General features: G+C 67.2%; 22 protein-coding genes. 9 read left to right on the top strand and 13 right to left on the bottom strand.

Going from position 1 to position 16,159, the window contains the following annotated elements; genetic code table 11:
- Positions 1-126: 126 nt before the first annotated feature.
- Complete coding sequence (locus tag GKQ77_RS13690) at positions 127-537, bottom strand: VOC family protein (RefSeq protein WP_219688999.1); 411 nt, start codon at positions 535-537, stop codon at positions 127-129.
- 10 nt (positions 538-547) lie between these two features.
- Positions 548-967, bottom strand: coding sequence for a helix-turn-helix transcriptional regulator (locus tag GKQ77_RS13685; RefSeq protein ID WP_219689000.1), 420 nt, complete (start codon positions 965-967; stop codon positions 548-550).
- A 169-nt stretch (positions 968-1,136) separates the two neighbouring features.
- On the opposite strand from GKQ77_RS13685, the gene rox reads away from it, so the two are divergent.
- Entirely contained in the window at positions 1,137-2,609 is a 1,473-nt protein-coding gene (gene rox / locus GKQ77_RS13680) for a rifampin monooxygenase (RefSeq protein WP_219688998.1), read from the top strand.
- A gap of 1 nt (position 2,610) precedes the next feature.
- Here rox and GKQ77_RS13675 read toward each other — a convergent pair whose 3' ends face one another.
- The 3 genes from GKQ77_RS13675 to GKQ77_RS13665 form a co-directional block, all read right to left on the bottom strand.
- Positions 2,611-3,132 carry a P-loop nucleotide/nucleoside kinase family protein gene (locus GKQ77_RS13675; RefSeq protein ID WP_219688997.1) on the bottom strand — a complete coding sequence of 174 codons (522 nt, stop codon included), beginning with the start codon at positions 3,130-3,132 and terminating at the stop codon, positions 2,611-2,613.
- 137 nt (positions 3,133-3,269) lie between these two features.
- Entirely contained in the window at positions 3,270-3,800 is a 531-nt protein-coding gene (locus tag GKQ77_RS13670; RefSeq protein ID WP_219688996.1) for an SMI1/KNR4 family protein, read from the bottom strand.
- A 510-nt stretch (positions 3,801-4,310) separates the two neighbouring features.
- The gene (locus tag GKQ77_RS13665; RefSeq protein WP_219688995.1) at positions 4,311-4,580 is read right to left on the bottom strand and encodes a hypothetical protein; all 270 of its coding nucleotides are present in this window, start codon (positions 4,578-4,580) and stop codon (positions 4,311-4,313) included.
- 57 nt (positions 4,581-4,637) lie between these two features.
- On the opposite strand from GKQ77_RS13665, the gene GKQ77_RS13660 reads away from it, so the two are divergent.
- From GKQ77_RS13660 to GKQ77_RS13645, 4 genes are all read left to right on the top strand, one after another.
- Entirely contained in the window at positions 4,638-5,228 is a 591-nt protein-coding gene (locus GKQ77_RS13660; protein WP_219688994.1) for a DUF4240 domain-containing protein, read from the top strand.
- Between the two features lie 213 nt (positions 5,229-5,441).
- The gene (locus GKQ77_RS13655) at positions 5,442-5,663 is read left to right on the top strand and encodes a hypothetical protein (protein WP_258021279.1); all 222 of its coding nucleotides are present in this window, start codon (positions 5,442-5,444) and stop codon (positions 5,661-5,663) included.
- A complete protein-coding gene (locus tag GKQ77_RS13650; RefSeq protein WP_219688993.1) occupies positions 5,660-6,253 on the top strand; it encodes a hypothetical protein in 594 nt (197 codons plus the stop codon). The genes GKQ77_RS13655 and GKQ77_RS13650 overlap by 4 nt, the downstream gene beginning before the upstream one ends.
- 42 nt (positions 6,254-6,295) lie before the next feature.
- Positions 6,296-6,640: a hypothetical protein gene (locus tag GKQ77_RS13645; protein WP_219688992.1), complete on the top strand. Its 345-nt coding sequence runs from the start codon at positions 6,296-6,298 to the stop codon at positions 6,638-6,640.
- 51 nt (positions 6,641-6,691) lie between these two features.
- Here GKQ77_RS13645 and GKQ77_RS13640 read toward each other — a convergent pair whose 3' ends face one another.
- The 3 genes from GKQ77_RS13640 to GKQ77_RS13630 are packed head-to-tail and all read right to left on the bottom strand — an operon-like array spanning position 6,692 to position 8,115.
- Positions 6,692-7,165, bottom strand: a complete 474-nt coding sequence (locus tag GKQ77_RS13640; protein ID WP_219688991.1) for a hypothetical protein — start codon at positions 7,163-7,165, stop codon at positions 6,692-6,694.
- Positions 7,162-7,617: a DUF6228 family protein gene (locus tag GKQ77_RS13635; RefSeq protein WP_219688990.1), complete on the bottom strand. Its 456-nt coding sequence runs from the start codon at positions 7,615-7,617 to the stop codon at positions 7,162-7,164. Before GKQ77_RS13635 ends, GKQ77_RS13640 begins: the two co-directional genes overlap by 4 nt.
- Positions 7,618-7,650: 33 nt before the next feature.
- Positions 7,651-8,115, bottom strand: a complete 465-nt coding sequence (locus GKQ77_RS13630) for a DUF2199 domain-containing protein (protein ID WP_258021281.1) — start codon at positions 8,113-8,115, stop codon at positions 7,651-7,653.
- Between the two features lie 341 nt (positions 8,116-8,456).
- Here GKQ77_RS13630 and GKQ77_RS13625 point away from each other — a divergent pair, with 341 nt between their 5' ends.
- Positions 8,457-9,356: an AbiTii domain-containing protein gene (locus tag GKQ77_RS13625; protein WP_258021278.1), complete on the top strand. Its 900-nt coding sequence runs from the start codon at positions 8,457-8,459 to the stop codon at positions 9,354-9,356.
- A gap of 700 nt (positions 9,357-10,056) precedes the next feature.
- On the opposite strand, the gene GKQ77_RS34130 is transcribed toward GKQ77_RS13625, so the two are convergent.
- From GKQ77_RS34130 to GKQ77_RS13610, 4 genes are all read right to left on the bottom strand, one after another.
- Positions 10,057-10,452 carry a TniQ family protein gene (locus GKQ77_RS34130; protein ID WP_219688987.1) on the bottom strand — a complete coding sequence of 132 codons (396 nt, stop codon included), beginning with the start codon at positions 10,450-10,452 and terminating at the stop codon, positions 10,057-10,059.
- Positions 10,449-10,622, bottom strand: coding sequence for a hypothetical protein (locus tag GKQ77_RS33330; RefSeq protein WP_258021277.1), 174 nt, complete (start codon positions 10,620-10,622; stop codon positions 10,449-10,451). Before GKQ77_RS33330 ends, GKQ77_RS34130 begins: the two co-directional genes overlap by 4 nt.
- A 304-nt stretch (positions 10,623-10,926) precedes the next feature.
- Positions 10,927-11,328 carry a TniB family NTP-binding protein gene (locus GKQ77_RS33325; protein ID WP_258021276.1) on the bottom strand — a complete coding sequence of 134 codons (402 nt, stop codon included), beginning with the start codon at positions 11,326-11,328 and terminating at the stop codon, positions 10,927-10,929.
- Between the two features lie 209 nt (positions 11,329-11,537).
- Positions 11,538-13,232 carry a TnsB C-terminal domain-containing protein gene (locus GKQ77_RS13610; RefSeq protein WP_258021275.1) on the bottom strand — a complete coding sequence of 565 codons (1,695 nt, stop codon included), beginning with the start codon at positions 13,230-13,232 and terminating at the stop codon, positions 11,538-11,540.
- Positions 13,233-13,464: 232 nt separating this feature from the next.
- On the opposite strand from GKQ77_RS13610, the gene GKQ77_RS13605 reads away from it, so the two are divergent.
- The 3 genes from GKQ77_RS13605 to GKQ77_RS13595 all read left to right on the top strand — a co-directional run bounded on the left by GKQ77_RS13605 (position 13,465) and on the right by GKQ77_RS13595 (position 15,047).
- On the top strand, positions 13,465-13,950 hold the full coding sequence (locus GKQ77_RS13605; protein WP_219688986.1) for a helix-turn-helix domain-containing protein: 486 nt from the start codon (positions 13,465-13,467) through the stop codon (positions 13,948-13,950).
- Positions 13,951-13,983: 33 nt separating this feature from the next.
- Complete coding sequence (locus GKQ77_RS13600; protein WP_219688985.1) at positions 13,984-14,610, top strand: hypothetical protein; 627 nt, start codon at positions 13,984-13,986, stop codon at positions 14,608-14,610.
- A gap of 104 nt (positions 14,611-14,714) precedes the next feature.
- Complete coding sequence (locus tag GKQ77_RS13595) at positions 14,715-15,047, top strand: DUF2516 family protein (RefSeq protein WP_206302746.1); 333 nt, start codon at positions 14,715-14,717, stop codon at positions 15,045-15,047.
- 76 nt (positions 15,048-15,123) lie between these two features.
- Here the strand turns inward: GKQ77_RS13595 and GKQ77_RS13590 are convergent.
- A partial coding sequence (locus tag GKQ77_RS13590; protein ID WP_219688984.1) for a PP2C family protein-serine/threonine phosphatase occupies positions 15,124-16,159 on the bottom strand: 1,036 nt, incomplete at its 5' end.

Here is a 16,159-nt window from a genome sequence, read left to right as displayed (position 1 = left end):
CCCCTGCCTCCTCGTGCCGGGCACGTTGCCCGGCACCGGGCTGTTCGCCCGGCCCCACCGATGCTGCGGCCTCACCCAGGGTGAAGGTCAACAAGAGCTGTCAACAAGCCTGTTCAACAGGAGCTGTCAGCGAGGCTGGTTGAAGCGGATCATGTTCCCGGCGGGATCGCGGAAGGCGCAGTCCCGTACGCCGTACGGCTGGTCCATCGGCTCCTGGAGGACGTCACCGCCCGCCGCGCGGATCCGCTCGAACATGGCGTCGACGTCATCGGTCCGGAAGATGACACCGCGCAGATGACCCTTGGCCATCAGTTCGGCCATCGCCTGCCGGTCGGACTCCGTGGCGTTCGGGTCGGCGAGCGGGGGTTCGAGGACGATCTCCACGCCGGGCTGCGTGGGCGAGCCGAGGGTCACCCAGCGCATGCCCTCGAACCCGACGTCGTTGCGCACCTCCAGGCCGAGTACGTCGCGGTAGAAGCCGAGCGCCTTGTCGTGGTCGTCGACGGCGATGAAGCACTGTGCGAGGTTGATTTCCATGCCGACCACGCTAGGCAGACTCAGGGGGTTTCGCTTCTCCGTTCCTGACCGGCCGGGTGTAGATCTTGGCGAGGCAGGCCGGGATCCCGGCGCCCGTTCCATGATCGCGGGCCCGGTACGCGCTCGGGCTCTCCCCGACCAGCTCGGTGAACCGCGAGCTGAAGGACCCCAGTGACGTACAGCCCACCGCCATGCACACCTCGGTGACGCTCAGATCGCCCCGCCGGAGCAGCGCCTTGGCCCGCTCGATGCGGCGGGTCATGAGGTAGCTGTACGGCGTCTGGCCGTAGGCGGCACGGAAACTGCGGGAGAAGTGCCCCGGGGACATGAGGGCGCCGCGCGCGAGAGCGGGGACGTCCAGCGGCTGCGCGTAGTCACGGTCCATCCGGTCGCGGGCCTGCCGCAGCCGGACGAGATCGGGGAGGGACACCACACGGAAAACGCTACACACATGACGAAGGCAAGGAGGTTTTCCGCTCCTTGCCACTTTCAACTTATAGCGCACAGGGGGGCTTGCGGCAAGGCCCCCGGGGTGCCGCAGAATGACCGGCCAAGGCCAGGACCTGCATAAATGGCGAACTCGTTGAATGGGCGTAGTGATGATTGACGTAATCGTGGTCGGCGGCGGACCGACCGGTTTGATGCTCGCCGGCGAGTTGCGGCTGCACGGCGTGCGGGTGGTCGTGCTGGAGAAGCTGACCGAGCAGACGGGGCAGTCCCGCGGGCAGGGCCTGCACGCGCGCAGCGTGGAGCTGATGGACCAGCGCGGCCTGCTGGACCAGTTCCTTGCCGTCAGCGAGAAGTTCCAGGTCGGGGGCCTCTTCGGCGGTGTGGCCAAGCCGTGGCCGGAAGGGCTGGACACGGCGCATACGTACGGCGTCGCCGCCCCGCAGCCGGTCACCGAGCGGATCCTCGACGAGCACGCCGTCGCCGTCGGTACGGAGATCCGGCGCGGCACCGAAGTGATCGGGCTGAGCCAGGACGAGGACGGGGTGGATGTCGAGCTGGCGGACGGCACGCGGCTGCGGGCGCGCTATCTCGTCGGGTGCGACGGCGGGCGCAGCATGGTGCGCAAGCAGCTCGGGGTGGACTTTCCCGGGGAGCCCGCCAAGGTCGAGACGATGCTGGGCGAGATGGAGCTGACCGAGGCGCCGGAGGCGATCGCCGCCGCCGTGGCGGAGGTCAACAAGACCCAACTGCGGTTCGGCGCGCACCCTCTTGGGGACGGGTGGTACCGCGTCATCGTGCCCGCCGACGGTGTCTCCGAGGACCGTGCGGCGCCGACGCTGGACGAGTTCAAGGAGCGGTTGCGGGCCTGGGCGGGCACGGACTTCGGCGCGCGTTCTCCGCGCTGGCTCTCCCGGTTCGGCGACGCGACCCGGCAGGCCGAGCGGTACCGCGTCGGCCGGGTGATGCTGGCGGGCGACGCGGCGCACATCCACCCGCCGACCGGCGGGCAGGGCCTCAACCTCGGTGTGCAGGACGCGTTCAACCTCGGCTGGAAGCTGGCCGCCGCGGTCAACGGCTGGGCGCCGGAAGGGCTCCTGGACACCTACCACGCCGAGCGGCACCCGGTGGGGGCCGCCGTACTCGCCAACACGCGGGCGCAGATCACGCTGCTCGGCAACGATCCGGGCGCGACCGCGCTGCGGGAGCTGTTCTCGAAGCTGATGGACTTCGAGGAGGTCAACCGGTACATCACCGGGATGATCACCGCGGTCGACGTCCGCTACGACTTCGGCGAGGGCCACGAACTCCTCGGCCGCCGACTGCGGGACGTACAGCTGAAGCAGGGCCGCCTCTACGAACTGATGCGTACGGGCCGAGGCCTGCTCCTGGACCGGACGGGCACGCTGTCGGTCGCGGGCTGGGAGGACCGTATCGAGCATGTCGTGGAGGTGGGCGGGGAGTTGAGGGAGTCAGGCGAGCCGAACACGCTGGACACGCTGGACGACCTGGGTGTCCGGGCGGTGCTGCTGCGCCCGGACGGCCATGTGGCGTGGGTCGGCGAGGACCAGCGGGACCTGCTCGATCACTTGCCGCGATGGTTCGGCGCGGCGGCGGCGGCCTGATTCACCCCTTAACGGCCTCGGCGATCTGAAGGGCGGCCTGGGCGGGCGTGAGATGCGTGGTGTCGACGACTTCGGCGGCATCGTGCAGCCAGGTCCGGGCCGCCTCGGCGTAGGGCTCGAGGTATGCGAGACGGAACGCGGAGGGCCCGAGGACGGTGTCTCCTTCGATACGCCCGCGAAGGGTCTCCTGATCGGCGTGAAGCACGAAGTGCCTCACCGGAATCCCATGCTGGGCGAGCCCGGTACTGATCTCGCGCCAGTACTGCTCGACCAGGACGGTCATGGGCATCACGAGCGTGCCGCCGGTGTAGTCGAGCACGTGACGAGCGGTCTCGACGACGAGGGGCCGCCAAGGCGGCCAGTGCTGGAAGTTGCCCGTCCAGGGCAGCGCCGGCGTGATGTCCATGAGCGTCTCGCCGACCTTCTCGGCGTCGAACACCCGAGAATCGGGCAGCAGTTGCCGCACAAGCGAACTGGTCGTCGTCTTACCGGCGCCGTGGGTGCCGTTGAGCCATACGATCATGGGTTCCGTTCCCAAAGGGATCTGGATCGAGGAGGTAGCTCTGAGCTAGGCCCTGTCGGTTCTACCGGGACGAAACTGTTCGTGAGCGGTCTCAGGCAAGGCCAGCTCCGAGTCAGGCGGTGCGGAGGACGCCGCGCTCATCCAGTCGATACGGAGTCGCCGGCAGAGCCGTCACCGTACGTGCTGCACGCAGTGAGGCCCTCGACGAATGAGCGGAAGTCATCAGCCAGGGCGAGCTCCGCGTCGAGGTCCGTCTCGAACCATGTGACGGAGGGCTCACCGTCTCGTCCGCACTTGCGGTAGTCGAGCCCGATCCAGCAGTGCCCATCGCCGGAAAGCAGCACAAGAGGTGCCGGCGTACCCCACTCCTTGAGCAAGTACGGGGTGTCGAGCAACGAGGTCATCCCCTCGCGTCGCCCGATGCCCATCAGGTCATCGAAGGGGACGTGGTCTTCGCTCCACGAGGTCGGCCGGTTTGTGGGGAACGCACCGTGATCAGCAGCCACGCCGCCGCCGTTCTGAACCCGCAGAAGGTCAAGCAGGGCCGATGGCAGCGTCACGCCGAGCACATGCTCGGCTTCTCGCACCAACTCGTCGGTCAGAGGCGGCTGGACGCCGTAATCACCGTCACCCCAGAACGTCGCCATGACCTCATCGAATCGCGCCATGACAGGCAGCCTACGGCTCAGCCGTACCGGCCTCGGCTGCGAGAGCGGAGACCAGCTTGTCCCGTCTCAGTTGAGGTGAACCATGACGAGGCGTTGACCGGCAGTGGTTCATCTTGAGTAAGACGCTGTTCGGCGCGGCGTCTCACTCAACCTGAGGTCTGTGAGTCCTGCGCTGCTTCGCGCTCGGCAGCGAACTCGTCGAGGAGCTCGAACAGGACCTTGATCGCCTGCTGTTCGTCCTCAGGCGGAAGATTCCACAAGTCGTCCCAGCCGTTCGGGAGAGCGATGTGGAGGATTTGGCCCGGCCAGGCGTGGTTGCAGTCGCGTCCGCGACGGGCGACGAGCCAGTCGTGCCAGCCGGTGAGCCCGGCCCACCGTGCCGGAGAGCGTGCTGGTCATAACCGGTCAGGAACGCGGTCAGCATGTGGAAGGAGGCCTTGCCGACGAACATGCCGGGACGTTGGCCGACGCTGACGAAGTACTCGCGTTCAGTCATCTCCGAGAGGGGCTTCATGTGTCCGTACCCTCCTCGTCAATGGTGCTGTCGCCCAGGTCTGGACGAAGCCTGCTGCGGGCCGCCTCCAGACGTTCGGCATAGTCCGCCGCAAAGATCCCCGATAGCGACTTGTCGAGCGTTCCGGCAACGCGGTGAAGGGGTGCCCAGACCGCCGCATCGCCGACGAGACGACTGAGGTCCGTCATCTGCACCTGCTCCAGCCAGTCCGACAGGACCAGCGCCTCATCCGAGGTGAGCTTGATGATGATTTCCGGATTCTCCACTCCTCGAACATGGTTCGTCGACCCTGCACTGTCAGAGGGGCCTGGCACAGTGCCGCTGTGGACATTGATTCCTTCTGGAAGCTCATCGAGGAGTGCCGGGGTCAGGCGCAGGGCCCGGAAGAGCGGCTCGCGTGGCTGCGTGGCGCATTGGCGCGAAGGTCGCTGGCTGAGGTCGTGCAGTTCCAGGTGCGCTTGGACGAGGTGACGCACGAGGCGTTCACGTGGGATCTGTGGTCGGCAGCGGACCGGATCTTCGGTGGCTGGTGTTCGGATGACGGATTCTGCTACTTCAGCCTGTGGATGGTGGGGCTCGGCCGTGATGCCTTCTCCAGGGCACTGGCTGATCCGGACTCTCTGGCCGACGTTCCGGAGGTCCAGTGTTTGGTGGGACGCCCGCGGGAGATGTGGAACGACGACTGGCCCGAGTGGGAGTCTCTCGACTATGTCGCGATGGAGGCGTACGGGAGCCTGACCGGTGTCGATGACGACTGCAGCGAGGCGTTTTACGAGGATGTCGAGGCCGAACAAGGCGGTGAAGAGGGCAGCTCGGGGCCGCTCGGTCAGCGGTGGGACGTGCGACGCGAGGACGAGGCAGCACGCAAGCTGCCGAGACTGAGCGTGATGTTTCCTCTGCGATCGTTCGCATAAACGAGTCGGACGGCGTGGCAGGTGCATTAACGGGAAGCGGTCGGCACGTGGGCCTCGCCGAACACGCCTTCTCCTCACCAAGAGATCATGTGAGCGTGATGCTGTGGATCCGCGCCTACGACGGCGAGAGCGATGTCTGGTCGTACGTCGAGCTCGACGGCGAGGAATGGGCCCCTGCGCCAGGTCGACCTGCAAGGACCTCAGCGCCAGCCCGTGACCGCAGCTTCGCTGGCGGAGGTCATCGAGATCCGTGACTGTGGCGACCTCGCGGCCATGGCCGCCTACGAGCGGCAGTACGGCGTCCTCGCGGAAGGTGCCCTGCGCGGGTGGCAAGAAGCGGACGGCGCTGCCGAGATGACCCGCCAAGAATTCGAGTCGACGTGGGCCGCTGCGCGAGAGACCCTCGACGCGGATCACACCGAGGAGACGACTTGATCACGGATTACCAGCAGAAGCTGCGCGAGCGCTATCTCGCCGCCACCGTCATGCCGGCTCCCGAGCCGTGGCAGCCGGTGATGGACTGCAGAACTCCCATCGGGGGCCTTCTCGGTGTTGGATTCGCCGTCCATCCCGACAGCGGACACGACCTCATCATGGTCGTGTCCAGCGACGGCCATGGACTCTTCGACGGGGTCACCGGCGAGAAGATCGACCGCGACCGGGACCCTGACCCGGAAACGAGCACCCCCGACGCCCACCCGGACCTCACCTGCCCTGGGCTCGGCCCAATCGCGGGCGTCCCGGTACGCGTAGCCGGACTCTTCGGCGGCGGCCTGCACAGCACCACGCCGGACGGTTGGACCCTGGACGTCGTCAGCCCCGAGTGGCCCCACGACCGCGTCATCCTCTCCGCCGACGGCGGGTCCCACAAAGGCCCGGCGGGAGGGACGTGGTGGCACGTCTTCCACTCCGAGTACTCAGAACTTCGCGCAGCCGGGTTCTCTCCCTCCGGCCAGACCCTGGCGGTCGCCACCAGCAGTGACCTCACACTCTGGACCCGGCCCGGCCTCCGCTTCGACGACTGAGCGGACAGCGGGACAGCGGGACAGCAGGCGGGAGGAGGACAGATGGACCGGGCGGAACTCGCCGGGATGCTGGGCGACCAGACCACGGCCTGCGAAGCCGCCAGGGAGGCGCTTCTCGCTGGAGGCGACTTTGTCGTATGGGACGGCCGCGTTCCCAGTCAGCAGCTTGCCAGCATCTACGCGGCTCGTCTCCGACGGGCGAACAAGCGAGGTGCTGAGGCTCTCGCCCTGCCGTCCACCGTCGACATCCTCACCCGGCTCGAAGCCAATCAGGTCAGGATCGGCTGCATCTTCTCACCGGACCGGACGTGGGCCTTCATGCTCTTCCTCGCCGACGACGCCGACGCAGTCCTCGCCTGCACGGGAGTCCGCCGAGCTGAACGGTGACAGTTGACCTGCTGACTTGTCTCACTCAACCTCAGCAGTCTGTTGTCCCGGCTACGTCGTTCGGGGGTGCTGGTGAGTGCCCCAGAGGCGTCTGAGGGCTTCGAGCTCGGTTCGTGGGAAGTGTTCGCCCCACTTGCCTCGATAGCCGCTCTCGCCATAAGTCTGCGCGACCTCGTCGAAGCAGCGGATCACGGTGCGGGCGAGTTGGTCGTTGCCGAGCTGGCTGGACCGGATCTCGGTTCCCTTGTTGTCGTGATCGCCGCCGTGACGCAGTTCCAGCACGCGGGTCCAAATGTCCGCGCCTTCGCGGTAGAAGATCCACCGGTAGGCGGTCGGCTCGGCCTCGAACTGGGCACGGGTCTCCGGCTCGCCCGCGAGGAGCCGGGCCACTGCGGTCAGCAGCTCCTCGGGCGCACTGGTGATGTAGGACGCGGTGAGCTCGACTCTCGCCTGGTGATCTTCAAGGGTGCAGTCGGCCCACCCGGATCCCGCAAGCGTCCAGGTGATGCGCATGTCGGATGTCACTGGTGCCCCTCGGCGAGGAAGGCCCTGACATCGGCCGCGAGAGAAGTCATCTGCTCGCCGGCCTCCAGCCAGGTGGTCACCGAGGCGCCCCAGCCGCCTGCGGCCTGAGGCCATGGCCGCACGGCCCAGGTCAGCCCGACGTGGCCGCCGGACCGGAAGACCGCCGACACTGTCAGGTCGTGGTCGTGGGTATGCCAGCTCCGTTCGCCGGCCCATCCTCGGTAGTCGGCGGCGAGCTCGTCCAGGAAGATGGTGAGATCGCTGTCCCAGATCCAGGCGACGACCTCGTTGACGCGAGCGGTCAGACCGGGGGCCCGCAGCTCGACGGCATAGTGCACGGAGTCTGCGTCGAAGCTGAACCGGTCGCAGAACGTCACGCCGACGGACGCGTTGTCCTGGCAGCGGATGGTCACGCCGACCTCATCGTCAGTGCCGACGTCTGGTGTGGTCATGGGCGGAACGCTAGGTCAGCAGCCCGTTCGACATCACTTGGATTCGCTGTCGGTGGGATGGAGAACGGCTTCGGCGATTGCACGGACGCGCTCCATAGTGATGCCGGTCCGCTGTTCGACTGCGAGAGGGTGGTCGGTCGGCTCCAGCTCGATGAAGGGACGCTGTCCGATGGGGCGGGTGTGGACGCGGGTCTTCAAGTTGATGGTGCTGGGCGAGTAGAGGAAGAGGTCGGTGGACAGCCACCCGAAGTACGGCTCCTCGGTTTCCCGTCCCGCGGTGTCCCAAAGGTCTGCGGACCGGGAGAAGTTGTCCCGGCTGAGGGAGACCCATGCGGCCCAGGAGAACACCTCGTCGCTGCCGATGATCGGTATCTCGACCAGACCCTTGACGAAGTAGTGCTGTGCCTGGATCACGCACTGATCCGATGAGAGAAGGCAGTCCGCAGAGTCGGCGAAGCTCGGTTCCCAGACGTACGGGGCGACAGCCGAATAGTTCATCGGTAGCTCGGCGTGGTGGCTGCCGCAGCACGAGCAGGTGAATCCGGGGTTGCTGGTCATGAGCGGAGCCTAATGATCGGCTCCGACGCAGCTGAGGTCAGTCCCGTCTCGGTGAAGGTGAACCAGGGCGATTGTGATCCCCGTGGGTTTGCGGAAGCTGCACGCTGCCAGCCTGAACCCGACCGTGGATTGCCATGGTGCGGAGGCTGTCGCGGTCACCGAAATATTCGGCACAGATGTGTCGGACTCACGTGGTACGACTGCAACCCAGCCAAGTTCGAGCAGACGGGCGGTCAGCAATGGGGCGACAGGAAGAAGCGATCCGCGTTGCGGACGAACTCTTGGCCGACATCGAGCTTAAGCGGTTGAAGGCGTCCGAGGTCGTCCTGAAGGCGAGCAGGCTCGCCCGACTGGTCGGCCACACCGAGTTGACGGAGTTTCTCGGGTTCGAGCGCAGCGGGTATCCGACCGACGGCTCGGCGGGGACGTGGATCGGACGGGCGGGCCGCTGGGCCGACAAGGAGAAGAACACCTTCTATACCGTGTCGATCGCGAAAGTGGAGGGTCATGTCGAGTCTGCCCGGCAGGCCATCGACGCGCTGCGCGGCGGGGGCAACTACTCCGGCAACATGCTCATCTCTGCGTCGCGCGACCATGACTCGCGGATCCTCCAGTCGTCATCGAACCTCGGCACATGGATCGGAATCTGCGGGCAAGTCGTCGCGACCGTCTACAACATGGTTACCGAGATTTATCACGAGCTCCTGTTCAGCGAGCTCCAGGCGAGTCTGTTCGCGGATACCCAGGAGAAGGTCGACGGGTCATTGGCGGCGGCGAGCGGGACTGCACTCGAAAAGATCGAGCGCATCTCTGATCGCCTCCGGGACGGCGACCCCGAGTCTGTCAGCCAGGCCCTCACCACCTGCCGCCGGTTGATCGACTCCTCTGCGGACTACGTGTTCCCGGCCCGGGACGAGCTGTACAAGATCGGGGACGAGGTCGACCTGAAAGTCGGACCGCAGCAGGTGCTGAACCGTCTCCAGGCCCATACCCACGCCTGCGGGGCATCCAAGAGTCGCAGGGACCGTCTACGTCGGACCCTGTCCGATCTCTACGCCCGGTGCTCCGCAGGCACTCACGCCGAGGTCACCATCGATGAGGCCCGCTTCATTTTCCTGCAGACCTACATCGCGCTCGGCGAGATCCTGACCCTGAGCGCGCCGGAGGGCGGCGACTCCTGACTTCAGTTGCCCGCCCGGGATTCTTGGCCATGCTCCCGCTGCTGTCGATCGCCCAGAGGTGATCAGTCCCAGAGGTGAGGGCAGAGGCAGTTCACCGTGCGTGTGCTGGGGAGCGCTTCAAGATCCTTCGGATGAGAAGGGGAGGGAACTGGTCGTGCGGGTGGGCGGTTACGAGCCCGTCGAGGCTGGCCTCATGGTGGCGGACGGCCTCGTCGACCCGTTGGGCAAGTCGCACGATCTCTTCTTGGAGCCATGGGATGGCGGTTGTCCTCAGCTTCCGCTCTGCGGGTAGTCGCCTGTCGAACTCTCGGCGGAAGCGCTGAACCTCTCCCTGGCTTCCGAGGGCTTGTTTTCGCCAGTAGAAGGAAGCGAAGAGAGCGGCGACCTGGACGACGTCGGGGAAGTCGGCGGCCTCGGCGTATGGGTATGGCCGGTGCCGACTGGTCTCGTCCGGATGGATCAAGCGGAGTCTGCGCTCCGTGCGGTCTGCTGCGTAACCGTGTCTGGTCAGGTCGCGCCAGAACTTGGAGCATTCTTCGTAGGCCAGCAGGATCCTGCGGTATCTGCTGTGACGGCAGAGCCGGTGGAGGCGCCGTTGAGCTTCAACGATCTCGGGCGCTTGCGCAACGCTGCACTGACCGGTTGAAGGGATCTCGACGCTTCGCTCAAAGTACGAGTCGTAGGCGGTGCCACTGCCTGTCTACCGGCGGTGCTTGACGCAGAGCTGGTTGAGGTCTCGGAGCCCCCAGATCTCGATTCGCCAGCTGGTCTTTCCGGTATGTGCGGCCGCGCAGAAGTCGCAGGCCCAGGTCCGGTTGATCAACGGGTAGCCCGGATGGTGCCATGCCGTGGCGGTGGTCAGCTCGGGCAGCGCCTTCCTCAGGGATTTTGGTGTCTGACCGCTGCGAACGGCGAGGAGATCCAGCCTGTCCAGGGGCCTCTCCGCCGAGTAGAAGCGGCGGAGCACGTGCTTCGGGGGAACCCCGTTGAGCAGCGCGAGCCGCGCGGCATAGGACCAAACAGTCTCATTCGGAAAGGGCGGGGAGGTCAGAGGAAGTGGTCGTGTCGGCCCGGCCGGGGCCGTGACCCCGATCATGCGGATGTCCGGTAGGCGCTCTCGCTGGCGTGGTCCACGTGGATGGCGTGCAGTTGTCGCCGGGTGATGCTTTCGCTGCCGTCCAGGATCGCGGAGATGGCTGCGGCACGGACAAGGTGGGAGAGGCTGCCGATCATGCCGCCGGTCTGCTGGTAGAGGTATTTGTGCAACTTGGCCAATGTGTTGGGGGCGTGCCTGTGCAGGCGAAGGGTTCCCTCCATGGTCGCGACCAGCCCTTCCCATTCACGGCCCAGCGGGAAGGGTCCGGTGTGCAGGAGGGTGCAGCGGCCTGCGATCTGGCCGCCGCGGATGCCGGTGAACAGCCCGGAGTGTTCGACGTCGATGCCGGCGTAGATGTGGCCGGCAGGTGCTCGGTGAAGTACTTCAGATGGTCGGAGAGCTTCTCCCCGGCAATCGTGCCCAAGTTCATGAGGTGGATCTCGTCGACCAGCACCAGATCCGTGCGGGCTTCTGTCAGCACCTGACAGACGGAATGCGTGATGTCGGCGGTGTTGTGGCGTGGGGTGATGGTCGGGATGTGTTGAGGAAGCGGGCAAACTCCAAGGCGAGCTTCCGGGGTGATCCTTTCGGCGGTGCGGTGACATAGACCACCGGGATGCGTTGGCCTTCGCCGGATCTCTGCCGAACGCGCAGTTCGTGAAGACGCCCGAGCTGTCGGAGTGCAGTGGTCTTGCCCGTGGTGCGGTCGCCAGAGATGATCAGGCCGCGGCGAGCTCCGTGCTCGCGTCGGTTGAGCAGGGTCAGTAGGCGTCCCTGGTAAGCGACTTCCTTAACTGTGGCTGTGCGTACCACTTGGAGTTCTGAGTGGTAGTCGATGCGAGCTTCGTCGTAGTCGGTGCGTACCTCGTCGTTCATCGACTCCCATCGAGCACGGGGCAGCAGGTCGAAAGGGCGCGGGTCCTTCTCCACGAACCGCCGCCAGCCAGTGAGAGTGGTGGGCGGCTCCACACGTTCGTCTTTGTCGGCCCCAGAGCGATCATCTCCGGAGGGCTCACCACCATCTTTTCGCCTCCTCACGAGCGTCGAAGATCCCCAGCGGCACCACTTTCGCCAACTCCTCGCCCTCATTGGCGACATCGGAGACCTGAGCTCGTTCGGCCGGAAAGCGCTTGCGAGGCGGCGGGCGTCTCGGGACGAGGCCAGGCCGGCTGGCTGGTGGCACGGGTGCGGCCGACGACCTTGCGGTCACGCCGCTCGGCCGCTCGGCCCGAGCTTTTCCGCCGTCGGACAGGGCGTTCTTCGTGACCGTCAGCGGCCCGGTCAAACAACTCGAGCGCAGCCTCAGCGACCGCTTCCTCGTCCGGCTTGCGCCGTTCACGTTCGGCCAGCACCTGACGGGCCCGGTCGAAGACCAGTTCACCCATTGGGACGGGCGAAGTGCGTAGATGGCGCCAGGTTGCGGTGATCCAGCCCGTGCCACGGTGGTTGCGTACCCAAACGCAGGAGATGTCATAAGGGTCGTAGTGGACCTCCCAGAGCCTCCCGTCCGGACCCGCCCCGGAGGGCTGGCGCCGAAAGGGGACAAGGTCGCGGGAATCGTAAGTACGATTGTTGATCCGCACCCCTCCGGGACCGATGACCCTCCATTCGCGGGGCATGAGCTGGATGTACTCCTCCGGACTCAGCGCGACCGGCACGTATCCGGCCGCCGCCACCAGCGCGGCGTACTTCTCGTTCGGACTCAACAGGCGATCCGGCATCAACGGGTCCCGCAGCCCGCCGTGCGGCCTGACCTGCCATGTCGAAACGACCCATTCCTGGAGCAGTTCCTGGAGCTCGTGGATGGACCAAACCGCTCGTGCGGACGGATCCCTGCCCCGCATCTCGGCACTTCGGCCGGTGTAGCCGGGCAGATCCTGGGCGAACATCGTTGCCACGGAGCCCAAGGTCCGTTCAATATGCGGCTTGTCGGTCGGGGTGTCCGGATGCGCGGGCTGGAACGAGATCCCCAAGTGGCGGCAGGCGTTACGGAAGTTGTCCGAGACGAACGCCTTCCCGCGGTCACTGACCACCATCTCCGGGACGATCACCGGCTTCGCGGCGGCCTTGGCCATCCGTTCGTCCAGCGTCAGCAGCGAGGCATAGGGCAGCACCGACCGGGACATGCGCAACGCGCCCGACCAGCCCGGCCGCCCCACCTCGGGCGTCATCGCCCGCGCCAGCAGCAAGGCGGCGTCCACCGCCTTCGTCGAGGGCCGCAACACCACCGCGGCCAGCGTCCTCGTTGCCAGATCGACCAGTCCGGTCAGCTCGCAGCGGTCCACTGTCCCGTCGTCGTGGACGACCAATACGTCCAGTCGCGTGGAGTCGATCTCCATCACTTCACCTGGTCGTGCTGTCGTCAGCTGCCCGAACATCCGCTTCGGCTGTTTGCCCAGCGAGCGGCGGGTGCGGGCCGAGCCCAGCAGATGTTGCCCGGTCGAGACTGCCTCCAACAGGCGGTAGAACGTCGCCCTGGAGGGCATCGGAACCGCTCCCTTGCCGTGCTCAGCAGCCAGCAGGCGTTCGACCTTGCGCTGCAGCACCTGCGCGGACACGGTCGGCTCGTCGGTCCTGCTGCTGACGATCTTCTCGATCGCCTCGACCACCCGCGGATCGGCCCGGCTCGTGCCGGTGGCGGGCTTGCGCTGCCGACCGTCCACTAAACCCGCCACCCCTTCGCGCTCGAAGCGAGAGCGCATCCGGCGCAGCGTGCTCAGCCCCACCTCCTCGCCTGCTTCGCGTAGTTCGGCGAGCTTGGCCAGCTCCCGCTGCCGCAACCCGATACGAAGACCGTAGGGACCCCGGTGCGGCAGTGGGTCAGGAAGAGCGAGACAGATCGACAGATGGTCAAGGTTGACTGAGACGAGCGACCAGACGGTTCAGATAGACCGAGACTGGCTCACCTTCAGCGAGGCACGTCAACGGGTGCCCGTACCCGACCGAGTGGCGTGGCGCACTTTTGCAAGCGGGTGCTTGCAAAAGTTAGCAAGGGTGGCGCACCATCGAGGCATGGCATCACTGAACGTCGGCAATCTCGGCGAGTACCTGCGCGAGCAGCGGCGCACCGCGCAGCTGTCGCTCAGGCAGCTCGCCGATGCCGCCGGGGTGTCCAATCCGTATCTGAGCCAGATCGAGCGCGGCCTGCGCAAGCCGAGCGCCGAGGTGTTGCAGCAGGTCGCCAAGGCCCTGCGGATCTCCGCCGAGACGCTGTACGTAAGGGCCGGGATCCTCGACGAGAAGGAGCGGGACGAGCTGGAGACGCGCGCCGTCATCCTCGCCGACCCCTCCATCAACGAGCGCCAGAAGCAGGTGCTGTTGCAGATCTACGAGTCGTTCCGCAAGGAGAACGGCTTCGAGAGCGCGGCGTACGCGGATGAGGCGGCGTACGCGGATGAGGCGGCGTACGCGGATGCGGATACGGACACCGAAGGCGTCGACGGCCCGCGCACGGCCGACGGCGGCGATGCCGGCCCGAAGCAGACACCCCCAAGCTGAACCAGCTGACGCGATTCCGGGAGGACCATCGTCATGGCCATCACCGATGACCTGCGCAAGACCCTCACCAACACCACCCCCGCATACTTCGTCGCCGGGTCCGCGGACCTCGCCTTCCAGCAGGCGAAGAAGGTGCCGGGCATCGTCGAGCAGCTGATCGCCGAGGCGCCGTCCCGCTTCGAGGCGGTGCGCAACACCGACCCCAAGGACGTCCAGGACAAGGCCGCCGCCCGCGCCAAGGAGGCGCAGGAGACGATCCAGGCCAAGGTCACCGAGGTGCTCGGCAGCATCGACACCGACCTGAAGAAGCTCGGCGAGACCGCCCAGGACCTCGCGCTGCGCGGTGTCGGCGTCGCCGCCGAGCTGGCCGTCAAGGCCCGCGAGAAGTACGACGAGGTCGCCGAGCACGGCGAGCAGACCGTGAAGGCCTGGCGCGGCGAGGCCGCCGAGGAGATCCTCGACCTGGCCGAGGCGGTCGAGCCGGACGCCGAGCCGGAGACGGACCCGAAGCCCGTCGGTGCCGCGTCGGAGCCGAAGGTCGTCGTGGCCTCCGAGCCCACCGGCGTGACCACCGCCCCCGCGAAGAAGCCCGTTGCCAAGAAGGCGCCGGCCCGTAAGACGGCGACGACGGCCGCCAAGAAGACGCCGCCCGCCAAGTAGGAGTACCGGGGCGGGCACTCGCGGAGTGTCCGCCCCGTTGACGGGGTAGCGGGGTACCGTGACCGCGTAATGAAGAGCCGAGACTGGTGGTGGACGTTGTGCTGATGCAGGGGTTCGCGAACTTCATGTGGCTGCTTTCGCTGGCCCTGATCGTGTTCAGCGGATTCGCGCTCATCGACGCCGCCGTCCGGCGCGAGGACGCTTATCGGGCCGCGGACAAGAAGACCAAGCCGTTCTGGCTGATCATCCTCGGGCTCGCCTTCGTGGTGAACCTGATCTTCAACATCCTGTCGTTCCTGCCGATCATCGGCCTCATCGCCACCATCGTCTACATGGTGGACGTGCGGCCCGCGCTCCGGCAGATCACCGGTGGCGGCGGCCGCCGGGGCGGCTCCAGCAGCGACGGTCCGTACGGGCCGTACAACGGCGGGCGGTAAGCCTTCTCCGGGGCTCCGGTCCCGCCGGGCTCCGGTCCCGCCGGGCTCCGGTCCGCTCCGAGCGCTCGGGGTGGTTCTAGCGGCCGCCGCCCGGCGCCCGGTCCAGGAGCAGGACCGCCACGTCGTCCGTGAGATCGCCGCCGTTGAGGTCCCGCACCTCGTTCACGGCGGCTTCGAGCAGTTCGTCGCCCTGGAGGCCCGAGGCGATCTGGCGGCGGACCATCTCCACCATGCCCTCCTGGCCCAGGCGCTCCTTGCCCTGACCGATCCGGCCCTCGATCAGGCCGTCCGTGTAGAGCATCAGGCTCCACTTCCCGCCCAGCTCCACCTGCCGACGCGGCCAGCGGGCGCGCGGCAGCAGGCCGAGGGCGGGGCCCCCGTCCTCGTACGGCAGGAGTTCGGCGAGGCGGCCCTCGCGCGCGATCAGCGGCGACGGGTGTCCGGCCAGGCAGAGCCCGGCGCGGCGGCCGTCGGGGGCGATGTCGACCGTGCAGAGCGTCGCGAAGATCTCGTCGTCCGCGCGCTCGTGCTCCAGGACCTTCTGGAGGGTGGAGAGCAGTTCGTCGCCGCACAGGCCCGCGAAGGTCAGCGCGCGCCAGGCGATCCGCAGCTCCACGCCGAGCGCGGCCTCGTCGGGGCCGTGGCCGCAGACGTCGCCGATCATGACGTGCACGGAGCCGTCGGGCGTACGCACGGTGTCGTAGAAGTCGCCGCCGAGCAGCGCGCGGGAGCGGCCGGGGCGGTAGCGGGCGGCGAACCGCAACGGCGAGCCGTCCAGGAGCGGCGTGGGCAGCAGGCCGCGCTCCAGGCGGGCGTTCTCCTGGGCGCGCAGCCGCGACTCGGTCAGCTGGCGCTGGGCGACATCGGCGCGCTTGCGCTCCACCGCGTACCGGATGGCGCGGCTCAGGATCCGTTCGTCCAGCTCGTCCCGGAGGAGGTAGTCCTGGGCGCCGACGCGCACGGCCTCGGCGCCCAGCTCGGAGTCGTCGTTCGCGGTGAGCGCGAGGACGGCGTGCCGGGGCGCGAGGCGCAGTACGTGCTTGAGGGCGGCCAGCTCGTCCACGTCCGCGTCCGCCTCGGGGGCGGCGAGGGCGGCGGGCCCGGTGGCGGCG

It is taken from the genome of Streptomyces anatolicus (assembly GCF_019400875.1).
Lineage (GTDB): Bacteria > Actinomycetota > Actinomycetes > Streptomycetales > Streptomycetaceae > Streptomyces > Streptomyces anatolicus.
The sequence above is the reverse complement of the archived record's forward strand: the minus strand, read 5'-3'. Positions and strand labels throughout refer to the sequence as shown.

What these genes read in the sequence shown, in the direction of transcription:
- rox (WP_219688998.1), top strand. Translation starts at nt 1,137, where the DNA reads ATGATTGACGTAATCGTGGTCGGCGGCGGACCGACCGGTTTGATGCTC.
- GKQ77_RS13600 (WP_219688985.1), top strand. Translation starts at nt 13,984, where the DNA reads ATGGCCATCACCGATGACCTGCGCAAGACCCTCACCAACACCACCCCC.
- GKQ77_RS13635 (WP_219688990.1), bottom strand. Translation starts at nt 7,617, where the DNA reads ATGACCACACCAGACGTCGGCACTGACGATGAGGTCGGCGTGACCATC.
- GKQ77_RS33325 (WP_258021276.1), bottom strand. Translation starts at nt 11,328, where the DNA reads ATGAACGACGAGGTACGCACCGACTACGACGAAGCTCGCATCGACTAC.
- GKQ77_RS13595 (WP_206302746.1), top strand. Translation starts at nt 14,715, where the DNA reads ATGCAGGGGTTCGCGAACTTCATGTGGCTGCTTTCGCTGGCCCTGATC.
- GKQ77_RS13675 (WP_219688997.1), bottom strand. Translation starts at nt 3,132, where the DNA reads ATGATCGTATGGCTCAACGGCACCCACGGCGCCGGTAAGACGACGACC.
- GKQ77_RS34130 (WP_219688987.1), bottom strand. Translation starts at nt 10,452, where the DNA reads ATGATCGGGGTCACGGCCCCGGCCGGGCCGACACGACCACTTCCTCTG.
- GKQ77_RS13605 (WP_219688986.1), top strand. Translation starts at nt 13,465, where the DNA reads ATGGCATCACTGAACGTCGGCAATCTCGGCGAGTACCTGCGCGAGCAG.
- GKQ77_RS13630 (WP_258021281.1), bottom strand. Translation starts at nt 8,115, where the DNA reads ATGAACTATTCGGCTGTCGCCCCGTACGTCTGGGAACCGAGCTTCGCC.
- GKQ77_RS13690 (WP_219688999.1), bottom strand. Translation starts at nt 537, where the DNA reads ATGGAAATCAACCTCGCACAGTGCTTCATCGCCGTCGACGACCACGAC.
- GKQ77_RS13645 (WP_219688992.1), top strand. Translation starts at nt 6,296, where the DNA reads ATGGACCGGGCGGAACTCGCCGGGATGCTGGGCGACCAGACCACGGCC.
- GKQ77_RS13670 (WP_219688996.1), bottom strand. Translation starts at nt 3,800, where the DNA reads ATGGCGCGATTCGATGAGGTCATGGCGACGTTCTGGGGTGACGGTGAT.